Raw genomic sequence first — 19,341 nt, 5'->3', positions numbered from 1 at the left:
GGGGCGCCCTCCGCGGGGAGGGCGCCCCCTTCTCTCGTATATGCCGTATCTGCCTACTTGCGGTGGCGTCCGCCCGAGGCCGCCTCACCGCTCTCCGCGGCCTGCGCCGCCTTGCGCTCCTCCTCGGCCTTCTCCTCGGCCTTCTCCGCCGCCTCCATCTCCGCGAACACGTCGATCGGCGCCGGCGCCTTGGCCAGGAAGACCCAGGTGAGCCAGACGGCGAGCAGGAACGGCGGGATCTTCAAGGCGACGAGCACCCAGCCGAGTTGGGCCGTGTTCGCCCACCAGTACAGCGGGAAGAGGATCGCGCACTTGGCGAGCAGGATCAGGCCCCAGGCCCAGCTGGCCTTGGCGTACGCCTTCTTGCGGCCGGGGTTGCGGGTGCGCCAGGAGAGGTTCTCCTTGAAGACCGGGCCGAGGATCAGGCCGATCAGCGGGACCCCGCACAGGGTCGTGATGATGTACGCCAGCGCCAGGCCCAGCGTGTAGAGCATGCCGGGGAGGTAGAAGTCCTTGGCGTTGCCGGTCATCATCGCGAAGACGACGCCGAAGACGACGCCGAAGACACCGCTGAAGGCGTGCTTGACGGTGTCCCGCATGGCGAGGCGGACCACGACCAGCACCACCGAGACCGCGAGGGCGGCGATCGCCGACCAGTGCAGGTCCTTGTTGATGGTGAAGATCGTGACGAAGAGCAGGCCGGGCAGGACCGTCTCGACCATGCCCCGGACACCGCCGAACGCCTCGAAGAGCGCGGCCTCGGTCACCGCCCGCGCGTCTTCCGCCCGGGCGTCCGCCGTCTGCGTGTCTTCGGTCGGCTTGTCGAGCGACGTCACCGGCTACTCCCTACCGAGGGGTCTCAGTTCGTACTTGGGATTGAACAGCACCCGGCGGCCCCGGCTCAGCGAGATCCGGCCCGATGCGATCAGCCTGCGCCCCGGTTCTATGCCCACGATGGAACGCCTGCCGAGCCATACCACGTCCAGCGCGGCGGAGCCGTCGAACAGCTCGGCCTCCAGGGCCGGGACTCCGGCGCGCGGCCGCAGGGTGACCGTGCGCAAGGTACCAGTAACGGTGACGATCTGCCGGTCGTGGCAGTCACCGATCCGGATGCAGCCCGTGGTGTCGGCGTCCTCGCGCAGCTCCTCCGACTCCAGGTCCTCCTGCGACGAGGAGAGCCGGTCGAGCATGCGCCGGAACCGGCCGACCGGCTTTTCGGAACGAGGAACAGCACTCATGTCTGAAGCGTACCGGGGCACACCGACACCGCCGTAGTCCAGCTCACTTAGCGACCCGCCTCACTCCTCGGACCGGCTCGCTGCCCGAACCGGATCACTTCTCGAACCGGTACCCCATTCCCGGCTCCGTGATGAAGTGCTTCGGGTGCGACGGGTCCGCCTCCAGCTTCCGGCGCAGCTGTGCCATGTACACGCGCAGGTAGTTGGTCTCCGTCCCGTACGACGGCCCCCACACCTCCTGCAGCAACTGCTTCTGGCTGACCAGCCGCCCGGTGTTGCGCACCAGCACCTCCAGGAGGTGCCATTCGGTCGGGGTGAGCCGGACGTCCCGGCCGGCCCGGTTGACCTTCTTGGCGGCCAGGTCGACGGTGAACCCCTCGGTCTCCACCAGGACGTCGTCCTCGCCGCCCCCGGCGACGGGCTCGGCGCGGCGTACGGCGGCCCGCAGCCGGGCCAGCAGCTCGTCCATGCCGAAGGGCTTGGTGACGTAGTCGTCGGCGCCGGCGTCGAGCGCCTCGACCTTCTCGTCGGAGGAGTGGCGGGCGGAGAGGACCAGGATCGGCACCCGGGTCCAGCCGCGCAGCCCCCTGATCACCTCGACGCCGTCCATGTCGGGCAGGCCGAGGTCGAGGACGACCACGTCGGGGTGGCGGGAGGCGGCCAGCTCGAGGGCGGTACGGCCGTCGGGGGCCGCGTCGACCTCGTACTTGCGCGCCTTGAGGTTGATCACGAGGGCGCGCACGATCTGCGGCTCGTCGTCGACCACGAGCACACGGGTCATGAGGGCGTCCTTTCCGGTTCTGCCAAGGGTTCCGCCACGGCTCGCGCCGCTTCGGTGACCGATCCTGCCGCGCGGAGGCTGAGGACCATGGTGAGCCCGCCGCCGGGCGTGTCCTCGGCGTTCAGGGTGCCGCCCATCGCCTCCGCGAAGCCCCGGGCGACCGCGAGCCCGAGTCCGACCCCGGCGCCGCGCGGAGCGTCACCGTAGCGCTGGAAGGGCTCGAATATGCGCTCCTTGGCCTCGTCGGGCACGCCGGGCCCGCGGTCCACGATCCGTACCTCCACCCGGTCCGCGATGGCGCTGGCGGAGACCAGCACGGGCCGGTCGGGCGGGCTGTACTTGACGGCGTTCTCGACCAGGTTGGCCACCGACCGCTCCAGGAGCCCGGCGTCGGCCTCGACCATCGGCAAGGTCTCGGGGACGTCCAGGTCCACGCTGCCGTCCGGTACCCCGACCAGCGCCATCGGGACCACCTCGTCGAGGTCGGTCTCGTGGACGATCGGGGTGACGGTGCCGGTCTGCAGCCGGGACATGTCGAGGAGGTTGCCGACGAGGTGGTCGAGGCGGTCGGCACCCTCCTCGATGCCTTCGAGGAGCTCCGCCCGGTCCTCCTCGGACCACTCGACGTCGTCCGAGCGCAGCGACGTGACCGCCGCCTTGATCCCGGCCAGCGGTGTGCGCAGATCGTGGCTGACGGCGGCCAGCAGGGCGGTGCGGATCCGGTTGCCCTCGGCGAGCGCGCGGGCCTGCTCGGCCTCCTCCTGGAGGCGTCTGCGGTCCAGGACGACGACCGCCTGCGCGGCGAAGGCGGCCAGCACCCGGCGGTCCTCGGCGGGCAGCACCCGGCCGGTCAGCGCGAGGGCCATGTGGTCGCCTATCGGCATGTCGACGTCGGCGTCCTCGGGCCGCTCCAGAGCGGGCCCGAACCCGGCGCGGCCCGCGCAGCTCCACGGCTCGACGTCGCCCGCCCGCTCCAGGAGGGCGGCGGACTCCATGCCGAAGGTCTCGCGGACCCGTTCGAGCAGCTCCTCCAGGCTGGTCTCGCCGCGCAGCACGTTGCCGGCCAGGAAGGAGAGGATCTCCGACTCGGCGCGCAGCCGGGCCGCCTGGTGGGTGCGGCGGGCCGCGAGGTCCACCACCGAGGCGACGGACAGCGCGACCCCGAAGAAGATCACGATGGCCACGATGTTCTTCGGGTCGGCGATGGTCAGCCGGTGCAGGGGCGGGGTGTAGAAGTAGTTCAGCAGCAGCGATCCGAAGGCCGCCGAGGCCAGCGCCGGGAAGAGCCCGCCGAGCAGCGCGGCCGCGACCGTGAGGGTCAGGAAGAGCAGCATGTCGTTGGCGAGGCCGAGATCGACGGTGTTCAGCAGCACCGCCATGACGGCCGGGCCGGCCAGTCCGACCAGCCAGCCCGCGATGATCCGGCCCCGCCCGAGCCGGGCGCCCCGGGCCACCGGCAGTCCGCGGCCCTTGCCGGCCTCGCCGTGGGTGACGATGTGGACGTCCAGGTCGGGTCCGGACTCGCGGGCGACGGTGGCGCCGACGCCGGGTCCGAGGACGTACTGCCAGGCCTTGCGGCGCGAGGAGCCGAGCACGATCTGGGTGGCGTTCACACCGCGGGCGAAGTCGAGCAGGGCCGCGGGGATGTCCTCGCCGACGACCTGGTGGAAGGTGCCGCCGAGGTCCTCGACGAGGGTGCGCTGGACGGCGAGCTCCTTCGGGGAGGCCGAGGTCAGGCCGTCGCTGCGGGAGATGTAGACCGCGAGCACCTCGCCGCCGGCGCCCTTCTCCGCCAGCCGGGCCGCCCGCCGGATCAGGGTCCGCCCCTCGGGACCGCCGGTGAGCCCGACCACGATCCGCTCCCGTGAGCCCCAGATCGCCGACACCTGGTGCTCACTGCGGTACTGCTTCAGGTACTCGTCGACCCGGTCGGCCACCCACAGCAGCGCCAGCTCGCGCAGGGCGGTGAGGTTGCCCGGCCGGAAGTAGTTCGACAGGGCCGCGTCGACCTTGTCCGACTGGTAGATGTTGCCGTGCGCCATGCGCCGGCGCAGCGCCTGGGGCGACATGTCGACCAGCTCGATCTGGTCCGCGCGCCGTACCACCTCGTCGGGCACCGTCTCGCGCTGGCGCACCCCCGTGATGGACTCGACGACGTCGCCGAGCGATTCCAGGTGCTGGATGTTGACGGTCGAGATCACGTCGATGCCGGCGGCCAGCAGTTCCTCGACGTCCTGCCAGCGCTTGGCGTTGCGGGAGCCGGGGATGTTGGTGTGGGCGAGTTCGTCCACCAGGGCGACGGCGGGGGCCCGGCGCAGTACGGCGTCCACGTCCATCTCCGTGAACAGGGCGCCCCGGTACTCGAGCTCCTTGCGCCCGATCTGCTCCAGGCCGTGCAGCATCACCTCGGTGCGCGGCCGGTCGTGGTGCTCGACGAAGGCGACCACGCAGTCGGTGCCCCGCTCCACCCGCCGGTGCGCCTCGGAGAGCATGGCGTAGGTCTTGCCGACGCCCGGTGCCGCACCGAGATAGATCCGAAGCCTGCCGCGTGCCATGGTTCCCATTGTCTTCCTGCAACTGCCGCCTACGCAGCGTCGACCTTACGGCCAACAATCCGGGCGAACGGGGCAGGGGGCCCGGCAGCGGGCATCTTTGACGCAACCCTGATGGGCGCCGGTACCGCGGGTCCGGCGCCCATCACCGTGCACGTCAGTTGGGGTTGTCGCCGTGGGTGAGGGTCTCCCAGGCGACGAAGAGGTTGTTGCTGCCCGCGGGGCGGTTGTTCAGGGTGAGCGTCTGGGTGTTGGTCATGGCGATGCCCAGGCGGTTGTGGAGGGCGTTGTAGCCGACCTCGGTGACGGGTCCGAGCCCGAGGTTGAGGGAGCCGCCGCAGAGCCAGCTGGGGACGGCGGTGCCCAGCTGGTACTTGGCCTGGAAGCCGAGCGCCTGGCGCAGCCGCTCGCCGACGTCCGTGCCGTACAGGTCCTCGCCCTGGATCCGGCTGGTCTCGGCGACGTGCGAGATCGCGGAGATGCCGTACCCGGTGTGCGTGAAGTCCCGGCAGGTCTCCTGGGTGAGGCCGGTGACGAAGGTGGACTGGCCCTGCCAGTAGGAGACGATCTTGGCGGTGGTGTCCAGGTTCTGGCTGGGCACGGTCTTCGGCACCGACCCGTCGGAGGCCAGGTAGACGTAGGCGGCCGTGCGGGTGCGGAACTTGGCCATGGCCGTGTCGTACGACGTCTTGTCCTCCAGGAAGACGGAGATGCCGACGGCGGCCTCCATCATCGACAGCTCCCAGTTGCCGTTGGAGTTGGAGCCCTTGATGACGGTGGGGAGGTAGACGTTGCGCAGCATGGTGGCGAAGCGGGCCTCGTTCGCCCAGGTGCCGGTGTACGTGTACCTGATGATCTCGGCGGCCTTGGGCCAGGAGGAGCCCGCCCAGCCGGTCTGGAGGGGCGCGTTGCTGTTGGTGTGGCTGGTGATGGTGGCCGACCAGGCGTCCATGATCTGGATGGCCTTCTGGGCGTAGCGGGCGTCCTTGGTGATGTACCAGGCGAGGGCGTCGGTGTAGGCGGCGATCGCGTCCTCGCGCTCGTCGGTGCAGCCGTAGTTGGGGTTCGAGTACGAGCCGCACTCGACCGTCGCCCAGGGTGTGGGGGTGCGGTTCAGGTCGGCGTACTTGCTCGCCATCATCTGGTCGTAGGCCGCTTTCCAGGGCTGGGCGCCGGCCAGCACCTCGGTGCGGGCGAAGTCCAGCTGGGCCTTGGAGACGGTGACCCCGGGGTGCACGAAGGTGCTGGGGGCCGAGTGGGCGGCGGGGGCCGTGAAGACGCCCAGGAGCAGAGCTCCCGCGGCCGCGAGCAGGGGGATACGACGCACAGCGACTCCGTTCTCGTATGTGAACGTGGAGCGCCTCTGTGAACGTAGGCGTGAATCGAGACCGTAGGTACGGACCAGACTTCCGTCAAGGTGTGAAGTAAGCAGGAGTCATTCACACCGGAGCACCCGGGCATGTGAAAGGGCCGCACCCCGGTGTGGGGTACGGCCCTCGTCGCCTGCCCGTTCCGCTACCGGACCTCGGTGATCTCCGGCCCGCGCTGGAGCTGGCCCATGCCGCCGGAGAAGCGCGAGGACTCCTCCTGCTGGACGCCCTCGGGGACCATCTGGGCGTCGTTGGGGAGCTTCAGGACGATCGGGTCGCGGGGCGCCATCGGGCCCTCGCCGCGGACCACGACGGTGTCCCGGAAGATCTGCTCCAGGAGTCCGGCCGCCTGCGGCTGCACCGCGCCCTGCCCGGAGATCACCCCGCGCAGGAACCAGCGGGGGCCGTCCACACCGACGAACCGCACGACCTGGAAGCCGCCCGTGCCGTCCGGCAGCTGCACCGGCACCTGGGCGCGCAGCTCCCAGCCCAGCGGCCCCTCGACCTCGTCGACGATGCCGCCCTGCTGGGTGATGCCGGTCGCGATCTCCTCGCGGACCTCGCCCCAGATGCCCTCGCGCTTGGGCGCGGCGAAGGCCTGCAGCTGGACGGCGCTGTCGCGGAGCACGACGGTCGCCGCGACGATCGCGTCGCCCGCGACCTCGACCCGGAGTTCCATGCCGTCCACGCCGGGCACGAACAGACCGCCCAGGTCCACCCGGCCCTCGCCGGGCTCGCGCACCTCGGTGTCGTCCCACGGCCCGTCGGGCCGGGGCTCCGGCTCCAGACGAACGCGCTCGCGCTCGCCCTCTTCCTCGTCCGCCTCGGTGTCGACGCTGTCGACGACCTGCTCGGCCTCGCCGGCCGCGTCCTCGGCGGCACCCTTCTTCTTGCGACGTCCGAACACGTCACTGTCCTTCCCGGTCGGATACGACCGAAGCGTATCGATTCCCACCTGTCCGACCGCCCTCGGCGGCCTGACCGCTTGTGCCGCTCACGTCGCCCACCGCGGCATGACCGCCGGTGGACCCGAAGCCCCCCTCGGCCCGCGCCGAGTCGGGAAGTTCCGCCACCTCCTGGAAGCGGACCCTCTCGACCTGCTGGACGACCAGTTGGGCGATCCGGTCGAAGCGCTCGAACCGCACCACCTCGCGCGGGTCGAGATTCACCACGATCACCTTGATCTCCCCACGGTACCCGGCATCAATCGTCCCCGGGGCATTCACGAGGGCCACACCGCATCGGGCGGCGAGCCCCGAGCGGGGGTGCACGAAGGCCGCGTACCCCTCCGGGAGGGCGATCGACACTCCCGTGGGCAGCACGGCCCGTTCCCCCGGCTTCAGCTCGCACACCTCCGTGGTGCGCAGATCGGCCCCGGCATCGCCGGGGTGCTCGTACGCCGGAAGCGGTACGTCGGGGTCGACGCGGCGCACGAGGACGCCGAGCGGGCTCGCCGAGCGGGCCGGGGTCACTGGACTTGCGGAGTTCACGGATTCACCTCGAAGGCGCGGGCGCGCCGGGCCTGGTCGGGGTCCTTCATGGCGGCCTGGATCTCTTCCTGGCGGCCGTTGTCGACGAAGTGCTCGACCGGGACCTCGATGAAGAGGGCCTCGGCACGGACGGCGACGGGTCCCGTGGGGCCGTCCATGCGTCCGGTGGCGGTCGAGTAGATCTTCCGGCCGGCCACGGCGACCACCTCGGCCGCCAGGTGGAGGGTGGTGCCGACGGGCACGGGCCGCACGAAGTCGGTCTCCAGCCGTCCGGTCACGGCGATCTTCCGCAGCAGCCAGTTGAGCGAGCCCAGCGTCTCGTCGAGGGCGGTGGCGAGCACGCCGCCGTGCGCGAGGCCCGGGGCGCCCTGGTGGGCGGGGCGCACGGTGAACTCGGCGGTGAGGGAGACGCCCTCGCCGGCCCGTGCCTCCAGGTGCAGCCCGTGGGACTGCCCGTGACCACACCCGAAACAGTGTTCGTAGTGTGCACCGATGAGCTGACCGGGCGCGGGCGCGTCGGGGTGCCGCTCCGGTTTCCGGGCACTGGCGGGAGGCTGAAGAGCTGCGGAACTACCACTCACAGGCGCAGACCTTACCCGCGCGTCCAGTGAATCCGGACACCGTGCCAAGCTTGGCTCCATGCAGCTCTCCGCGACCCCGTACGAAGAACGCCTGACCGCCCCCCGGTCCTGGTGGTTCCTCAGCTTCCTGATCGGCGTCTCGTTCGCCCTGGTCCTGCTGCCGTTCGGCACCCTGCCGATGCTGGGCGGCCTGGTCGGCGGCACCGCGGCGGCGGCGGTGGTGGCCAGCTCGTACGGCTCCCCGCGCATCCGGGTCGTCGGCGACTCGCTGATCGCGGGCGAGGCGCGGATCCCGGTGTCGGCCCTGGGCTCGTCGGAGGTCCTGGACCCGGACGAGGCGCGCGCCTGGCGCACCTACAAGGCCGACGTCCGCGCCTTCCTCCTGCTGCGCTCCTACATCCCGAGGGCCCTGCGCGTGGAGGTCACGGACCCGGAGGACCCGACGCCGTACCTGTACCTGTCGACCCGGGAGCCGGAGGCCCTGGCGGCGGCGATCGAGGCGGCGAAGACCCCGAAGGGGTAAGCGCCCCCACCGGAAGTGCCACGATCTGCCGTCTGCCGACTGCGGCGCCGTCGTGGCTGGTCGCGCAGTTCCCCGCGCCCCTTCGGGGCGCTGCCGAACCGCGGAGCGCTGAACGCCCGCGTCCCCGGAACGGCCGTCAGCCCCCGAAGTCCTCCGGCAGCTCGGCGATCGGCAGCGGCTCCGCCGGCTTCTCCAGCGGCGGCAGCTCCGGCAGTTCCTCCCACGGCACCTGGATCTTTCTCAGGTCCGCCCGGATGCGCGCCGCGAGTTTTCTGGTGTCCCTGCGGTTCATGACCGCTCCCACCGCGGCACCCACCATGAACGGCATCAGGTTGGGCAGGTCCCGCACCACCCGCTTCATGATCTGCTGACGCAGCTCGCGCTTCATCTGGCCCCCGAGGGCCGTGTTGATCGTCGACGGCTTCATCACGTCGATCCCGCGCTCCCCCGACCAGGAGGACAGATAGGCGGTGCTGCGGGCCTTCAGGTTCCCCGGCGGCCGCACGCCGTACACCTCGTGGAGCTCGGCGATCAGCTTCAGCTCGATCGCCGCGACCCCGGTGATCTCGGCGGCCAGCTCGGTCGGCATGGCCGGCGGCACCGGCAGCATCGCGGCCGCCCCGACACCGGCCCCGACCGCCGAGGTCGCGCCCGCCGCGCCCGCCACCAGCTTGTCGGCGAGCTGCTCGGGCCCGAGACCCGGGAACTGCCGGCGCAGGGACGCGAGGTCACGTACGGGGACACGCGGGGCGATCTCGATGATCCGGTCCGCGAGGTACGCCAGCCCCGCTTTAGCGCGGCTGCCGCCCTTACGGGCGCCTTCCCGGGCCATGTCCACGGCCTTGTCGCGGATGACCGCGGCCCGTCGCCGGGCGACGGGCGCGGGCTGGTCCGCCGACACCGGGAGGTCACCCCGGCCGGCCGCCGGTTCGAGCGAGGCTCCCGGTTCGGATGAGCCCCGCTCGTCGTCACGCGCACGTGGGCCGTCGGACGGCCCAGAGTCCGCTCCCGGCAGCGGGAAGCGGCGCTTCCGAGGTGGGGTCGAGCCAGTCATGCCCGACCCGCCCTCAGTCGCAGTCGCGGCAGATCGGCTGACCGTTCTTCTCCCGGGCCAGCTGGCTGCGGTGGTGCACCAGGAAGCAGCTCATGCAGGTGAACTCGTCCTGCTGCTTGGGCAGCACCCGGACGGCCAGCTCCTCGTTCGAGAGGTCCGCGCCGGGCAGCTCCAGGCCTTCGGCGGCCTCGAACTCGTCGACGTCCACCGAGGACGTTGACTTGTCGTTCCGCCGGGCCTTCAGTTCTTCAAGACTGTCCGAGTCGACGTCGTCGTCGGTCTTGCGTGGAGTGTCGTAATCGGTTGCCATGTCGCTCTCCCCCTCTGGGTGTCTGCGGTGTCTCCAGCGCACGTAACGCGTGAGAGGCCGGACTTGTGCCCGACCCGAGGCGGAGATTTTGCCTCACATCAAGGTCTGTTACTCAATCGACACCCAACCGGACCCCTCAAGAGTGATCAGGTTGAATGGCGATGGGGACCGTACACGGTCCTGCCGGGGCACTTCAAAGGCGCCTCACCCTGTACTTCCCGTGATCAAGACCCCTGAAAACAGGGATTTTCCCGGCTTTATTCCCCTAGTCATGATCACAGAGAGTAGATGGCCGGAAATCCGCCCTTGTGATCGATCACACACGGGGGAATGTGCCGCGCCGCTGGAAAATTCAGCGCAAAGCGAACATCCCCCGCGTGTGTCGCGATCTTGTAACGGCGTCAGACCGGCAGCGTGACCCGCATCACGAGACCGCCGCCCTCGCGAGGCTGGGCCGCAATGTACCCGCCGTGCGCCCGGGCCACCGACCGCACGATGGACAGGCCGAGGCCGACGCCCTTGTCGCTGCCCGTGCGCTCGGTACGGAGCCGCCTGAAGGGCTCGAACAGGTTGTCGATCTCGTACGCCGGCACCACCGGCCCGGTGTTCGAGACGGACAGCACCGCCTGCCCGTGCTGGATCTCCGTGTCGACCTCGACCCAGCCGTCCTCGGGCACGTTGTAGCGCACCGCGTTCTGCAGCAGGTTCAGGGCGACCCGCTCCAGCAGCACGCCGTTGCCCTGCACCACCGCCGGCTTCCGCACGCCCCGGATCGTCACGCCCTTGGCCTCCGCCTCGGCGTGCACCTGGTCGACGGCCTGGGAGGCCACCTCGGCCAGGTCGACCGGCTTGCGCTCGACGATCTGGTTGTCGCTGCGGGCGAGCAGCAGCAGGCCCTCCACGAGCTGCTCGCTGCGCTCGTTGGTGGCCAGCAGGGTCTTGCCGAGCTGCTGCAGCTCCATGGGCGCGCCCGGGTCCGAGAGGTGCACCTCCAGGAGCGTGCGGTTGATCGCCAGGGGCGTGCGCAGCTCGTGGGAGGCGTTGCCGACGAAGCGCTGCTGGGCGGTGAAGGCCCGCTGCAGCCGTTCCAGCATGTCGTCGAAGGTGTCCGCGAGCTCCTTCAGCTCGTCGTCCGGGCCGTCCAGCTCGATCCGGCGGGACAGGTCCGAGCCGGCCACCGCGCGGGCGGTGCGGGTGATCCGGCCGAGCGGGGACAGCACCCGGCCGGCCATCGCGTAGCCGAACGCGAAGGCGATCACGGCCAGGCCCAGCAGGGCCAGCAGCGAGCGGCTCAGCAGGTCGTCCAGGGCCGCCTGGCGCTGGTGGTCCACGCACTGGGCGATCGCGGCGTTGAATTCCGTGATCGGCACGTTGGGCATGCCGGTGATCGCCGCGCACTTGTCGCTGGAGACCTTGATGTCGGAGCCGCTGACGATCTTGAAGAACGGCTGGTTTCCGGTGCTGATCGCCTGCGCGGCCAGCAGGTAGATGATCGACAGCAGCAGGATGCCGGCGATCAGGAACATGCCGCCGTACAGCAGGGTGAGCCGTATCCGGATGGTCGGGCGCAGCCACGGCAGGACCGGCTGCGGCCTTCTGGGGTCCCAGGTGGGCTTGGGGGGCGCCTGTGGGGGCGCGGGAGTCGTGGCCACGGTCATCAGATCCGGTATCCCGAGCCGGGGACGGTGACGATCACCGGGGGCTCACCGAGCTTGCGGCGCAGGGTCATCACGGTCACGCGCACGACGTTGGTGAAGGGGTCCGTGTTCTCGTCCCAGGCCTTCTCCAGGAGCTGCTCGGCGCTGACCACCGCGCCCTCGCTGCGCATCAGCACCTCCAGGACGGCGAACTCCTTCGGCGCGAGCTGGACCTCCTTGCCGTCGCGGAAGACCTCGCGGCGGTTCGGGTCGAGCTTGATGCCGGCGCGCTCCAGGACGGGCGGCAGCGGGACGCTGGTACGGCGGCCGAGGGCGCGCACGCGCGCGATGAGCTCACTGAAGGCGAAGGGCTTGGGGAGGTAGTCGTCGGCACCGATCTCCAGGCCCTCGACGCGGTCGCTGACGTCACCGGAAGCGGTCAGCATCAGCACGCGGGTGGGCATGCCGAGCTCGACGATCTTGCGGCAGACGTCGTCGCCGTGCACCAGGGGGAGGTCGCGGTCGAGGACGACCACGTCGTAGTCGTTGACGCCGATGCGCTCCAGGGCGGCCGCACCGTCGTACACGACGTCGACGGCCATGGCCTCCCGGCGCAGTCCGGTGGCCACCGCATCGGCGAGCAGTTGCTCGTCCTCGACGACGAGTACGCGCACGTCGCTTGTCCTTCCTCTGTCCACTCGCGTAGCGCGCACCGGCGCACGCGGGCAGGGTTCTCCGTGGGGTGTGACCTCCATCCTGCCCTTTTCGGCCATAAGTCGGCAGTAAGACAGGGACCCCGGCAGTCGGATCGGAGGCCGCCGGGCGGGAATGCGAGATTTTCTCCTGCGGTTGAGGTTTCCACGGAGGGGAGCGGGGGGAGGACGGCATGTACACCCCGCGATCACGCTCTGCATGTGCCGCAGCACCATGCGGTACGTACACCGCCGCTACAGCAGAGTGGACGATGGGGGTGTCCGGCACCGTCGCCGCCCGGCTGGGCAGCGCTGGGCACCCGCAAGAGACGTGATCGCCCCTTCTGAACGGCACACCCCCGTGCCACCGACCCACGACCCAGGACGAGGGGGCGCAGCATGGACGCATTCACCGCAGGACTTCTGCAGCGCATAAAGGCGACCGAGTCCGACATCACGAGGGCTCGTGACGAGGGTGACGACTTCCTCGTCGAAGTGGAACAGGCCGAGCTCGACGACCTGCGCCGCCTCGCAGCCGAACACGGTGTGGAAGTCGGCGCGACCAGCGTCTGACAGTCCCGCAGCAGGACACCACGAGAACAGGGCCCCGGCGAATCCAGCGCCGGGGCCCTGCTCGTACCTGATCCATTCCCACCGCAACGGCGTTCGATTCCTGCCGACCGGCAGGACAAGGGATCTTTTTCGCGAGATCGGCCCGCCGACGTCCGTCATCATCTTTCTTTTCCCGCCGGCACGGCGCCAAGCCACGACGGCGGTCTCCGGCGGTGCCGAAGCACCCTCCGCCCACGCGGGCGGCGTTCCCTCAGGCGTCCTCAGTCGTGCCAGGCTCCGAAGTCCTCCAGGAGGCGCTGGAGGGACTCGAAGACACCCGGGGTGCCGGCGACCGTCAGATCGCGGGACAGGGGCTCTCCGGGGCGTCCACCGGTGCGGGCGCCGGCCTCGCGGGCGATCAGGTCCCCCGCTCCCCAGTCCCACGCGTTCAGCCCGCGCTCGAAGTAGCCGTCCAGCCGGCCGCACGCCACGTCGCAGAGGTCGATCGCCGCGGAACCGCTGCGCCGGATGTCGCGGAGCAGCGGGATCAGCCGGGCCGCGACCTCGGCCTGGTGGGTGCGGACCTCGGTGACGTAGTTGAAGCCGGTCGACACCAGGGCCTGGTCCAGCGGCGGCGCCGGACGGCAGCGCAGCTCCCGCTCGCCCTCCCACGCCCCGGTCGCCCAGGCCCCACCGCCGCGTACCGCGTGGTACGTCTCGCCCCGCATCGGGGCCGCCACGACGCCGGCCACGGTCTCCCCGTCCTGCTCGGCGGCGATGGAGACCGCCCAGGTCGGCAGCCCGTACAGGTAGTTGACGGTGCCGTCGAGCGGGTCGATCACCCAGCGCACGCCGCTCGTGCCCTGCGTGGACGCGCCCTCCTCGCCGAGGAAGCCGTCGTCGGGACGGTGACCGGCGATCAGGTCGGTGATCAGTTTCTCCGCCGCGATGTCCATCTCGGTCACGACGTCGATCGGGCTGGACTTGGTCCGGGCCACGGAGAGGTCGGCCGGGCGGCCGTCCCGCAGCAGCTCGCCCGCGCGGGCGGCCGCCTCCCGGGCGAGCTTCAGGAGGTCGGTGTGCAGGGCGTCGGTCACGGGGCTCCTCACGCGTAGGGGCTGTCGGCGCCGGCCGCGGCGGGGCGGAGCGCGCGGGCCGGGCAGCAGCCGACCGGGCAGAGGTCGTGGCTCGCGCCGAGCGTGCCCAGAGCGCACGGCGTGACCTCCCGCCCGCTCTCCACGGCGGCGCGCTCCAGGACCAGCTCGCGGATCGCGGCGGCGAACCGCGGGTCGTCCCCGACGGTCGCGGACCGGCGGACCGGCAGACCCAGCCCCTCCGCCTTGGCCGTGGCCTCCGTGTCGAGGTCGTAGAGGACCTCCATGTGGTCGGAGACGAACCCGATGGGGGCCATGACGACGGCCGGGGCCCCGGCGCCGTGCAGCGCCTCCAGGTGGTCACAGATGTCCGGCTCCAGCCACGGGATCTGCGGGGCGCCGGAGCGGGACTGGTAGACGAGCCGCCAGGGGTGGTCGATGCCGGTGCGCTCGCGGACCGCGGCGGCGATCAGTTCGGCCACGTCCAGGTGCTCCTCGACGTACGCGCCGCCCTCGCCGTGCGTCTCGACCGGGCCGGAGGTGTCGGCGGACGCGGTCGGGATGGAGTGGGTCGTGAACGCGATGTGGGCGCCCGCGCGGACGTCCTCGGGGAGGTCGGCGAGGGACGCGAGGACCCCGTCGATCATCGGGTCGAGGAAGCCGGGGTGGTTGAAGTAGTGCCGCAGCTTGTCGATCTCGGGGAGTTCGAGGCCCTCGGCCTCCAGCGCGGCCAGCGAGTCGGCGAGGTTCTCGCGGTACTGGCGGCAGCCCGAGTAGGAGGCGTAGGCGCTGGTGGCGAGCACCAGGATGCGGCGGCGGCCGTCGGCGACCATCTCACGCAGGGTGTCCGTGAGGTACGGCGCCCAGTTGCGGTTGCCCCAGTAGACCGGCAGGTCCAGGCCGTGCTCGGCGAAGTCCTTGCGCAGGGCGTCCAGCAGGGCGCGGTTCTGGTCGTTGATCGGGCTGACCCCGCCGAACAGGAAGTAGTGCTGCCCGACTTCCTTGAGACGTTCCTTCGGGATACCGCGCCCGCGCGTCACGTTCTCCAGGAACGGGACCACGTCGTCCGGGCCTTCCGGGCCGCCGAAGGAGAGCAGGAGCAGGGCGTCGTAGGGGGTGGCATCGAGCGCGTCTGGCATGAGCCGATCCTGCCACCCGGCACTGACGGCCCGGAAACAGGAGCATGAAGAGTCGGATTCGGGAGGTTTATCCCCGGTACCCGGCGGGTGCAGGACGGCCACCTCACTCGTAAGCTGTATCAGCCGCAATCACGCCTTACCTCGTACATCTGTCGGAGACCACCGTGCCCAGCCCCTATCGCGCCCTGTTCGCCGCCCCCGGCAGCAAGGGCTTCTCCGCCGCGGGCTTCGTCGGCCGGATGCCGCTGTCCATGATGGGCATCGGCGTGGTCACGATGATCTCCCAGCTCAGCGGTCGGTACGGGCTCGCGGGTGCGCTGTCGGCCACCATGGCACTGTCCGCCGCCGCGATCGGGCCGCAGGTGTCCCGGCTGGTCGACCGGCACGGCCAGCGCCGCGTCCTGCGCCCCGCGACCCTGCTCGCGCTGGCGGCCGCGGCCGGACTGCTGTTCGCCGCGCACTACGGGTGGCCGGACTGGGTGCTGTTCGTGTGCGCCGCCGGGATCGGCGCGGTGCCGAGCCTGGGCGCGATGATCCGGGCCCGTTGGGCCGCCCTCTACCGGGGCACCCCGCAGCTGCACACCGCCTACTCGTTCGAGTCCGTCGTCGACGAGGTGTGCTTCATCTTCGGGCCGATCCTCTCCATCGGCCTGTCCACGACCTGGTTCCCGGAGTCGGGCCCGCTGCTGGCCGCCGGCTTCCTCGCCGCCGGCGTCTTCTGGCTGACCGCCCAGCGGGCCACCGAGCCCGAGCCGCACCCGCGTGACCGCCACGGCGGCGGTTCGGCGCTGCGTGCGCCCGGTCTCCAGGTGCTGGTGGCGACCTTCGTGGCCACCGGAGCCATCTTCGGGGCGGTCGACGTGGTGACCGTCGCCTTCGCCGACGAACGCGGCCACAAGGCCGCATCCAGCATCGTCCTGGCGCTGTACGCGGCGGGTTCCTGCGTGGCCGGGGTGGTCTTCGGGCTCATGCGGTTCGGGGGGAAGCCGGAACGCCGGTGGCTGCTGGGCATATGCGCGATGGCCGTGAGTATGATCCCCCTCCTACTGGTCGGAAACTTGCCGCTTCTGGCCGTGGCGCTGTTCGTTGCGGGCCTGTCCATCGCACCGACGATGATCACGACGATGTCCCTCATCGAAAAGCACGTACCTCGCGCGAAACTCACCGAGGGCATGACCTGGGTGAGCACCGGCCTCGCGGTCGGGGTGGCGCTCGGCTCCTCGGTCGCCGGCTGGGTGATCGACGCGGCCGGCGCCCGTGCCGGGTACGGGGTTCCGGCCGTGTCCGGAGCCGTCGCGGTCGCGGTCGGTTTCCTCGGGTACCGCCGGCTCAGCAGGCCGGTCACGGGTCGGGGAGGCACCGTTGAGCAGTACAGCGAGCGGGAAGAGCGGCACGTGGCGTAACTGGGGAGGGAATGTCACCGTCCGCCCCGCGCGGGAGGTGACGCCCGCCTCCGTGGACGAGCTGGCGGCGGCCGTACGGCAGGCGGCGGAGGACGGCCTGAAGGTGAAGGCGGTCGGCAGCGGCCACTCCTTCACCGCGATCGCCGCGACCGACGGTCTCTCGATCCGCCCTCAACTGTTGACGGGCATCCGCAACATCGACCGTAAGGCCATGACCGTCACGGTCGAGGCCGGTACGCCGCTCAAGAGACTCAATGTGGCCCTGGCCCGCGAGGGACTCTCGCTGACCAACATGGGCGACATCATGGAGCAGACGGTCTCCGGAGCCACCAGCACCGGCACCCACGGCACCGGCCGCGAGTCCGCCTCGCTCGCCGCGCAGATCAGGGAACTCGAACTGGTCACCGCCGACGGCTCGGTGCTCACCTGCTCGGAGAAGGAGAACCCGGAGATATTCGCGGCCGCGCGGGTCGGCCTCGGCGCGCTGGGCATCGTCACCGCGATCACGTTCGCGGTAGAACCGGTCTTCCTCCTCACGGCCCGCGAGGAACCGATGGCCTTCGACCGGGTGCTGGCCGAGTTCGACCAACACAGCACGGAGAACGAGCACTTCGAGTTCTACTGGTTCCCGCACACCGCGTCGACGAACACCAAGCGCAACAACCGCAGCGCGGGCCCGCCCCAGCCGGTGGGGCAGCTGGCCGGCTGGTTCGACGACGAGTTCGTCGCCAACGGCCTCTGGCAGGCGGTGAACATGGTCGGCCGCGCGGTGCCCGCGACCATTCCGTCCATCGCGCGGATCTCCACCCGCGCCTGGTCCGCCCGGACCTTCACCGACATCCCTTACAAGGTCTTCACCTCGCCCCGCCGGGTGCGGTTCGTCGAGATGGAGTACGCCGTCCCGCGCGAAGCCCTGGTGGACACCCTGCGCGAACTGAAGGCCATGGTCGACCGGTCGGACCTCAGGATCAGTTACCCGGTCGAGGTCCGCACCGCGCCCGCCGACGACATCGCCCTGTCCACCGCGTCCGCCCGGGACAGCGCCTACATCGCCGTGCACATGTTCCGGGGCACGCCGTACCAGGCGTACTTCACCGCCGCCGAGCGCATCTTCACCGCGCACGAGGGCCGCCCGCACTGGGGCAAGGTGCACACCCGGGACGCCGGCTACTTCGCCGAGGTCTACCCGCGCTTCGGCGAGTTCACGGCGCTGCGGGACCGGCTCGACCCCGACCGTCTGTTCCAGAACGACTACTTGCGAAGGGTTCTGGGGCAGTAGCCGGGGAGCCACCCGGCTCCGAACTCCCCCTCGCGCTCTCCCCCGCACCGGCCCGGTCATCAGAACCGGGCCTTTCGCGCATTCCCAACCCCGCCTTCCTTTCCCGCACTTGTTCGACCGACCGCGCAGGAAAGGGACGTACGGACGAAACAATTGGTTCCGTTTCCGAAGATTGCGTGAAGTACGCCACGTTCAAGATCGCCCGCGATGGGCAAACAACTGCCGAGGAGCGGTTGTTGCCAGAAGTTGGGCGGCGCGCCAATCCACGCACGTGGCCCGAATGGAGTACTGTTGCGAGCCCTGGGTCCGGTCTCCCGCCGGGGTGTCCGAGGCCTTGCAGGACCGCCGGGAGGGGGCTAGTTGCACAGGGTGACAGCTTTGGTCACTTAGCGTTGCGAATAGGTAACCGTGCCATAACGGCGGCCCAGGGCTCACGCCCGACACGCCGGGCAACTCGGCAAGGTTGTGGCAGGCTGCACCCGGGCAGGCCACACTCGACTAGCGGAAGCAGCGACGCACGTGACGTCGGCAGGCACCACCCGGGAGGTCCCCATGCCCGAACTGCGTGTCGTGGCCGTCTCCAATGACGGCACACGGCTGGTGCTCAAGGCTGCCGACTCTACGGAGTACACCCTTCCGATCGACGAACGGCTCCGTGCCGCCGTACGCGGCGACCGGCCCCGGCTCGGCCAGATCGAGATCGAGGTCGAGAGCCATCTCCGGCCCCGAGACATCCAGGCGCGGATACGGGCGGGCGCGAGCGCGGAAGAGGTCGCCCAGCTCGCCGGGATCCCCGTGGACAGGGTGCGGCGCTTCGAGGGTCCGGTACTGGCCGAGCGCGCCTTCATGGCCGAGCGGGCCCGCAAGACGCCCGTCCGCCGGCCCGGCGAGAACTCCGGTCCACTGCTCGGCGAGGCCGTGCAGGAGCGGCTGGTGCTGCGCGGTGCCGAGAAGGACACCGTGCAGTGGGACTCCTGGCGCCGCGACGACGGCACCTGGGAGGTCCTGCTCGTCTACCGGGTCGCGGGCGAACCGCACTCGGCGAGCTGGACCTACGACCCGCCCCGGCGGCTCGTCCAGGCGGTCGACGACGAGGCGCGCTCGCTGATCGGCGAGTCCGACGACCTCGCCGCACCGGAGCCCAGCTTTCCGTTCGTGCCGCGCATCGCGCGGCTGCCGCGCGACCGCCCGCTGGACCGTCCCGGCGACCGGGACCGCGAGCGGCCGAGCCTGCCCGCGCAGTCGTCCGAGCCGGTCGAGGAGAGCACGAGCGAACGGGACTCGCTGACCAGCCTGCTGGAGGCGGTGCCGAGCTTCCGGGGCGACATGGTGGTGCCGGAGCGCCCCGTGGAGGCCCCGGAGGAGCCCGCGCCGGAACCGGCGGCGGAGGAGCCCCCGGCCCCTGCGGCCTCGGCCGGCTCCGCCTACGCGGACGTCCTCATGCCCCGCTCCGTCGGCAGCCACCGCGACCGGCTGGTCGGCGCCACCGACCGCCAGGCCGAGGCCGACGGGGTCCGCCCGGGCCGCCGGGCCGCCGTACCGAGCTGGGACGAGATCGTCTTCGGGACGCGGCGCAAGAAGCAGGAGTAGGAAGCCGGAACAGGCAGTACGAAGAGGGGGCACGCGAGCGTGCCCCCTCTTCGTAC

19 protein-coding genes are annotated in these 19,341 nt (G+C 70.9%); 5 read left to right on the top strand and 14 right to left on the bottom strand.

What is annotated here, in order from left to right; translation table 11 throughout:
• Nucleotides 1-53 precede the first annotated feature (53 nt).
• The 8 genes from ACFWPQ_RS46250 to ACFWPQ_RS46215 all read right to left on the bottom strand — a co-directional run bounded on the left by ACFWPQ_RS46250 (nucleotide 54) and on the right by ACFWPQ_RS46215 (nucleotide 8,012).
• Nucleotides 54-836: a DUF3159 domain-containing protein gene (locus ACFWPQ_RS46250; RefSeq protein WP_384049569.1), complete on the bottom strand. Its 783-nt coding sequence runs from the start codon at nucleotides 834-836 to the stop codon at nucleotides 54-56.
• Between the two features lie 3 nt (nucleotides 837-839).
• Nucleotides 840-1,238, bottom strand: a complete 399-nt coding sequence (locus ACFWPQ_RS46245; protein ID WP_384049566.1) for an OB-fold nucleic acid binding domain-containing protein — start codon at nucleotides 1,236-1,238, stop codon at nucleotides 840-842.
• Nucleotides 1,239-1,332: 94 nt separating this feature from the next.
• Nucleotides 1,333-2,019 carry a response regulator gene (locus ACFWPQ_RS46240; protein ID WP_360488783.1) on the bottom strand — a complete coding sequence of 229 codons (687 nt, stop codon included), beginning with the start codon at nucleotides 2,017-2,019 and terminating at the stop codon, nucleotides 1,333-1,335.
• Complete coding sequence (locus ACFWPQ_RS46235; protein ID WP_384049563.1) at nucleotides 2,016-4,574, bottom strand: ATP-binding protein; 2,559 nt, start codon at nucleotides 4,572-4,574, stop codon at nucleotides 2,016-2,018. Before ACFWPQ_RS46235 ends, ACFWPQ_RS46240 begins: the two co-directional genes overlap by 4 nt.
• A gap of 154 nt (nucleotides 4,575-4,728) precedes the next feature.
• On the bottom strand, nucleotides 4,729-5,898 hold the full coding sequence (locus tag ACFWPQ_RS46230) for an alginate lyase family protein (RefSeq protein ID WP_384049560.1): 1,170 nt from the start codon (nucleotides 5,896-5,898) through the stop codon (nucleotides 4,729-4,731).
• A gap of 188 nt (nucleotides 5,899-6,086) precedes the next feature.
• Nucleotides 6,087-6,848: a DUF3710 domain-containing protein gene (locus tag ACFWPQ_RS46225; protein WP_384049557.1), complete on the bottom strand. Its 762-nt coding sequence runs from the start codon at nucleotides 6,846-6,848 to the stop codon at nucleotides 6,087-6,089.
• Nucleotide 6,849: 1 nt separating this feature from the next.
• Nucleotides 6,850-7,431, bottom strand: a complete 582-nt coding sequence (dut, locus tag ACFWPQ_RS46220; RefSeq protein WP_384049554.1) for a dUTP diphosphatase — start codon at nucleotides 7,429-7,431, stop codon at nucleotides 6,850-6,852.
• Nucleotides 7,428-8,012, bottom strand: coding sequence for a PaaI family thioesterase (locus ACFWPQ_RS46215; protein WP_384049551.1), 585 nt, complete (start codon nucleotides 8,010-8,012; stop codon nucleotides 7,428-7,430). Before ACFWPQ_RS46215 ends, dut begins: the two co-directional genes overlap by 4 nt.
• 58 nt (nucleotides 8,013-8,070) lie before the next feature.
• On the opposite strand from ACFWPQ_RS46215, the gene ACFWPQ_RS46210 reads away from it, so the two are divergent.
• Nucleotides 8,071-8,535: a DUF3093 domain-containing protein gene (locus tag ACFWPQ_RS46210; RefSeq protein ID WP_384049548.1), complete on the top strand. Its 465-nt coding sequence runs from the start codon at nucleotides 8,071-8,073 to the stop codon at nucleotides 8,533-8,535.
• Nucleotides 8,536-8,671: 136 nt separating this feature from the next.
• Here ACFWPQ_RS46210 and ACFWPQ_RS46205 read toward each other — a convergent pair whose 3' ends face one another.
• From ACFWPQ_RS46205 to ACFWPQ_RS46190, 4 genes are all read right to left on the bottom strand, one after another.
• Nucleotides 8,672-9,589, bottom strand: coding sequence for a hypothetical protein (locus tag ACFWPQ_RS46205; protein WP_384049545.1), 918 nt, complete (start codon nucleotides 9,587-9,589; stop codon nucleotides 8,672-8,674).
• 13 nt (nucleotides 9,590-9,602) lie between these two features.
• Nucleotides 9,603-9,899, bottom strand: coding sequence for a DUF4193 domain-containing protein (locus tag ACFWPQ_RS46200; RefSeq protein WP_003997302.1), 297 nt, complete (start codon nucleotides 9,897-9,899; stop codon nucleotides 9,603-9,605).
• Nucleotides 9,900-10,300: 401 nt separating this feature from the next.
• On the bottom strand, nucleotides 10,301-11,551 hold the full coding sequence (locus ACFWPQ_RS46195; RefSeq protein ID WP_384049655.1) for a sensor histidine kinase: 1,251 nt from the start codon (nucleotides 11,549-11,551) through the stop codon (nucleotides 10,301-10,303).
• A gap of 5 nt (nucleotides 11,552-11,556) precedes the next feature.
• Nucleotides 11,557-12,210: a response regulator transcription factor gene (locus tag ACFWPQ_RS46190; protein ID WP_003993508.1), complete on the bottom strand. Its 654-nt coding sequence runs from the start codon at nucleotides 12,208-12,210 to the stop codon at nucleotides 11,557-11,559.
• Between the two features lie 417 nt (nucleotides 12,211-12,627).
• Here ACFWPQ_RS46190 and ACFWPQ_RS46185 point away from each other — a divergent pair, with 417 nt between their 5' ends.
• Nucleotides 12,628-12,801 carry a hypothetical protein gene (locus ACFWPQ_RS46185; protein WP_167450044.1) on the top strand — a complete coding sequence of 58 codons (174 nt, stop codon included), beginning with the start codon at nucleotides 12,628-12,630 and terminating at the stop codon, nucleotides 12,799-12,801.
• A gap of 260 nt (nucleotides 12,802-13,061) precedes the next feature.
• Here ACFWPQ_RS46185 and ACFWPQ_RS46180 read toward each other — a convergent pair whose 3' ends face one another.
• Together ACFWPQ_RS46180 and ACFWPQ_RS46175 are read right to left on the bottom strand one after the other, a co-directional pair.
• Nucleotides 13,062-13,877 (bottom strand): inositol monophosphatase family protein, encoded by an 816-nt coding sequence (locus tag ACFWPQ_RS46180; protein WP_384049542.1) that lies wholly within the window; start codon nucleotides 13,875-13,877, stop codon nucleotides 13,062-13,064.
• Nucleotides 13,878-13,885: 8 nt separating this feature from the next.
• Nucleotides 13,886-15,013 carry a ferrochelatase gene (locus ACFWPQ_RS46175; RefSeq protein WP_384049539.1) on the bottom strand — a complete coding sequence of 376 codons (1,128 nt, stop codon included), beginning with the start codon at nucleotides 15,011-15,013 and terminating at the stop codon, nucleotides 13,886-13,888.
• Between the two features lie 164 nt (nucleotides 15,014-15,177).
• Here ACFWPQ_RS46175 and ACFWPQ_RS46170 point away from each other — a divergent pair, with 164 nt between their 5' ends.
• The 3 genes from ACFWPQ_RS46170 (at nucleotide 15,178) to sepH (ending at nucleotide 19,285) form a co-directional block, all read left to right on the top strand.
• Nucleotides 15,178-16,416, top strand: a complete 1,239-nt coding sequence (locus ACFWPQ_RS46170) for an MFS transporter (RefSeq protein ID WP_384049536.1) — start codon at nucleotides 15,178-15,180, stop codon at nucleotides 16,414-16,416.
• On the top strand, nucleotides 16,376-17,695 hold the full coding sequence (locus tag ACFWPQ_RS46165) for a D-arabinono-1,4-lactone oxidase (RefSeq protein ID WP_384049533.1): 1,320 nt from the start codon (nucleotides 16,376-16,378) through the stop codon (nucleotides 17,693-17,695). The genes ACFWPQ_RS46170 and ACFWPQ_RS46165 overlap by 41 nt, the downstream gene beginning before the upstream one ends.
• Nucleotides 17,696-18,247: 552 nt before the next feature.
• Nucleotides 18,248-19,285, top strand: coding sequence for a septation protein SepH (gene sepH, locus ACFWPQ_RS46160; protein WP_384049529.1), 1,038 nt, complete (start codon nucleotides 18,248-18,250; stop codon nucleotides 19,283-19,285).
• The last annotated feature ends 56 nt before the right edge of the window (nucleotides 19,286-19,341 follow it).

It is taken from the genome of Streptomyces sp. NPDC058464 (assembly GCF_042721035.1).
In the GTDB taxonomy this organism is placed as follows: Bacteria; Actinomycetota; Actinomycetes; order Streptomycetales; family Streptomycetaceae; genus Streptomyces.
Note: the sequence above shows the minus strand (reverse complement) of the source record. Positions and strands in the feature narration are given on the sequence as shown.

Excerpts from the sequence above, each read along its gene's own strand:
- ACFWPQ_RS46245 (WP_384049566.1), bottom strand. The coding sequence starts at position 1,238 with ATGAGTGCTGTTCCTCGTTCCGAAAAGCCGGTCGGCCGGTTCCGGCGC.
- ACFWPQ_RS46240 (WP_360488783.1), bottom strand. The coding sequence starts at position 2,019 with ATGACCCGTGTGCTCGTGGTCGACGACGAGCCGCAGATCGTGCGCGCC.
- ACFWPQ_RS46235 (WP_384049563.1), bottom strand. The coding sequence starts at position 4,574 with ATGGCACGCGGCAGGCTTCGGATCTATCTCGGTGCGGCACCGGGCGTC.
- ACFWPQ_RS46210 (WP_384049548.1), top strand. The coding sequence starts at position 8,071 with ATGCAGCTCTCCGCGACCCCGTACGAAGAACGCCTGACCGCCCCCCGG.
- ACFWPQ_RS46205 (WP_384049545.1), bottom strand. The coding sequence starts at position 9,589 with ATGACTGGCTCGACCCCACCTCGGAAGCGCCGCTTCCCGCTGCCGGGA.
- ACFWPQ_RS46200 (WP_003997302.1), bottom strand. The coding sequence starts at position 9,899 with ATGGCAACCGATTACGACACTCCACGCAAGACCGACGACGACGTCGAC.
- ACFWPQ_RS46185 (WP_167450044.1), top strand. The coding sequence starts at position 12,628 with ATGGACGCATTCACCGCAGGACTTCTGCAGCGCATAAAGGCGACCGAG.
- ACFWPQ_RS46175 (WP_384049539.1), bottom strand. The coding sequence starts at position 15,013 with ATGCCAGACGCGCTCGATGCCACCCCCTACGACGCCCTGCTCCTGCTC.
- sepH (WP_384049529.1), top strand. The coding sequence starts at position 18,248 with ATGCCCGAACTGCGTGTCGTGGCCGTCTCCAATGACGGCACACGGCTG.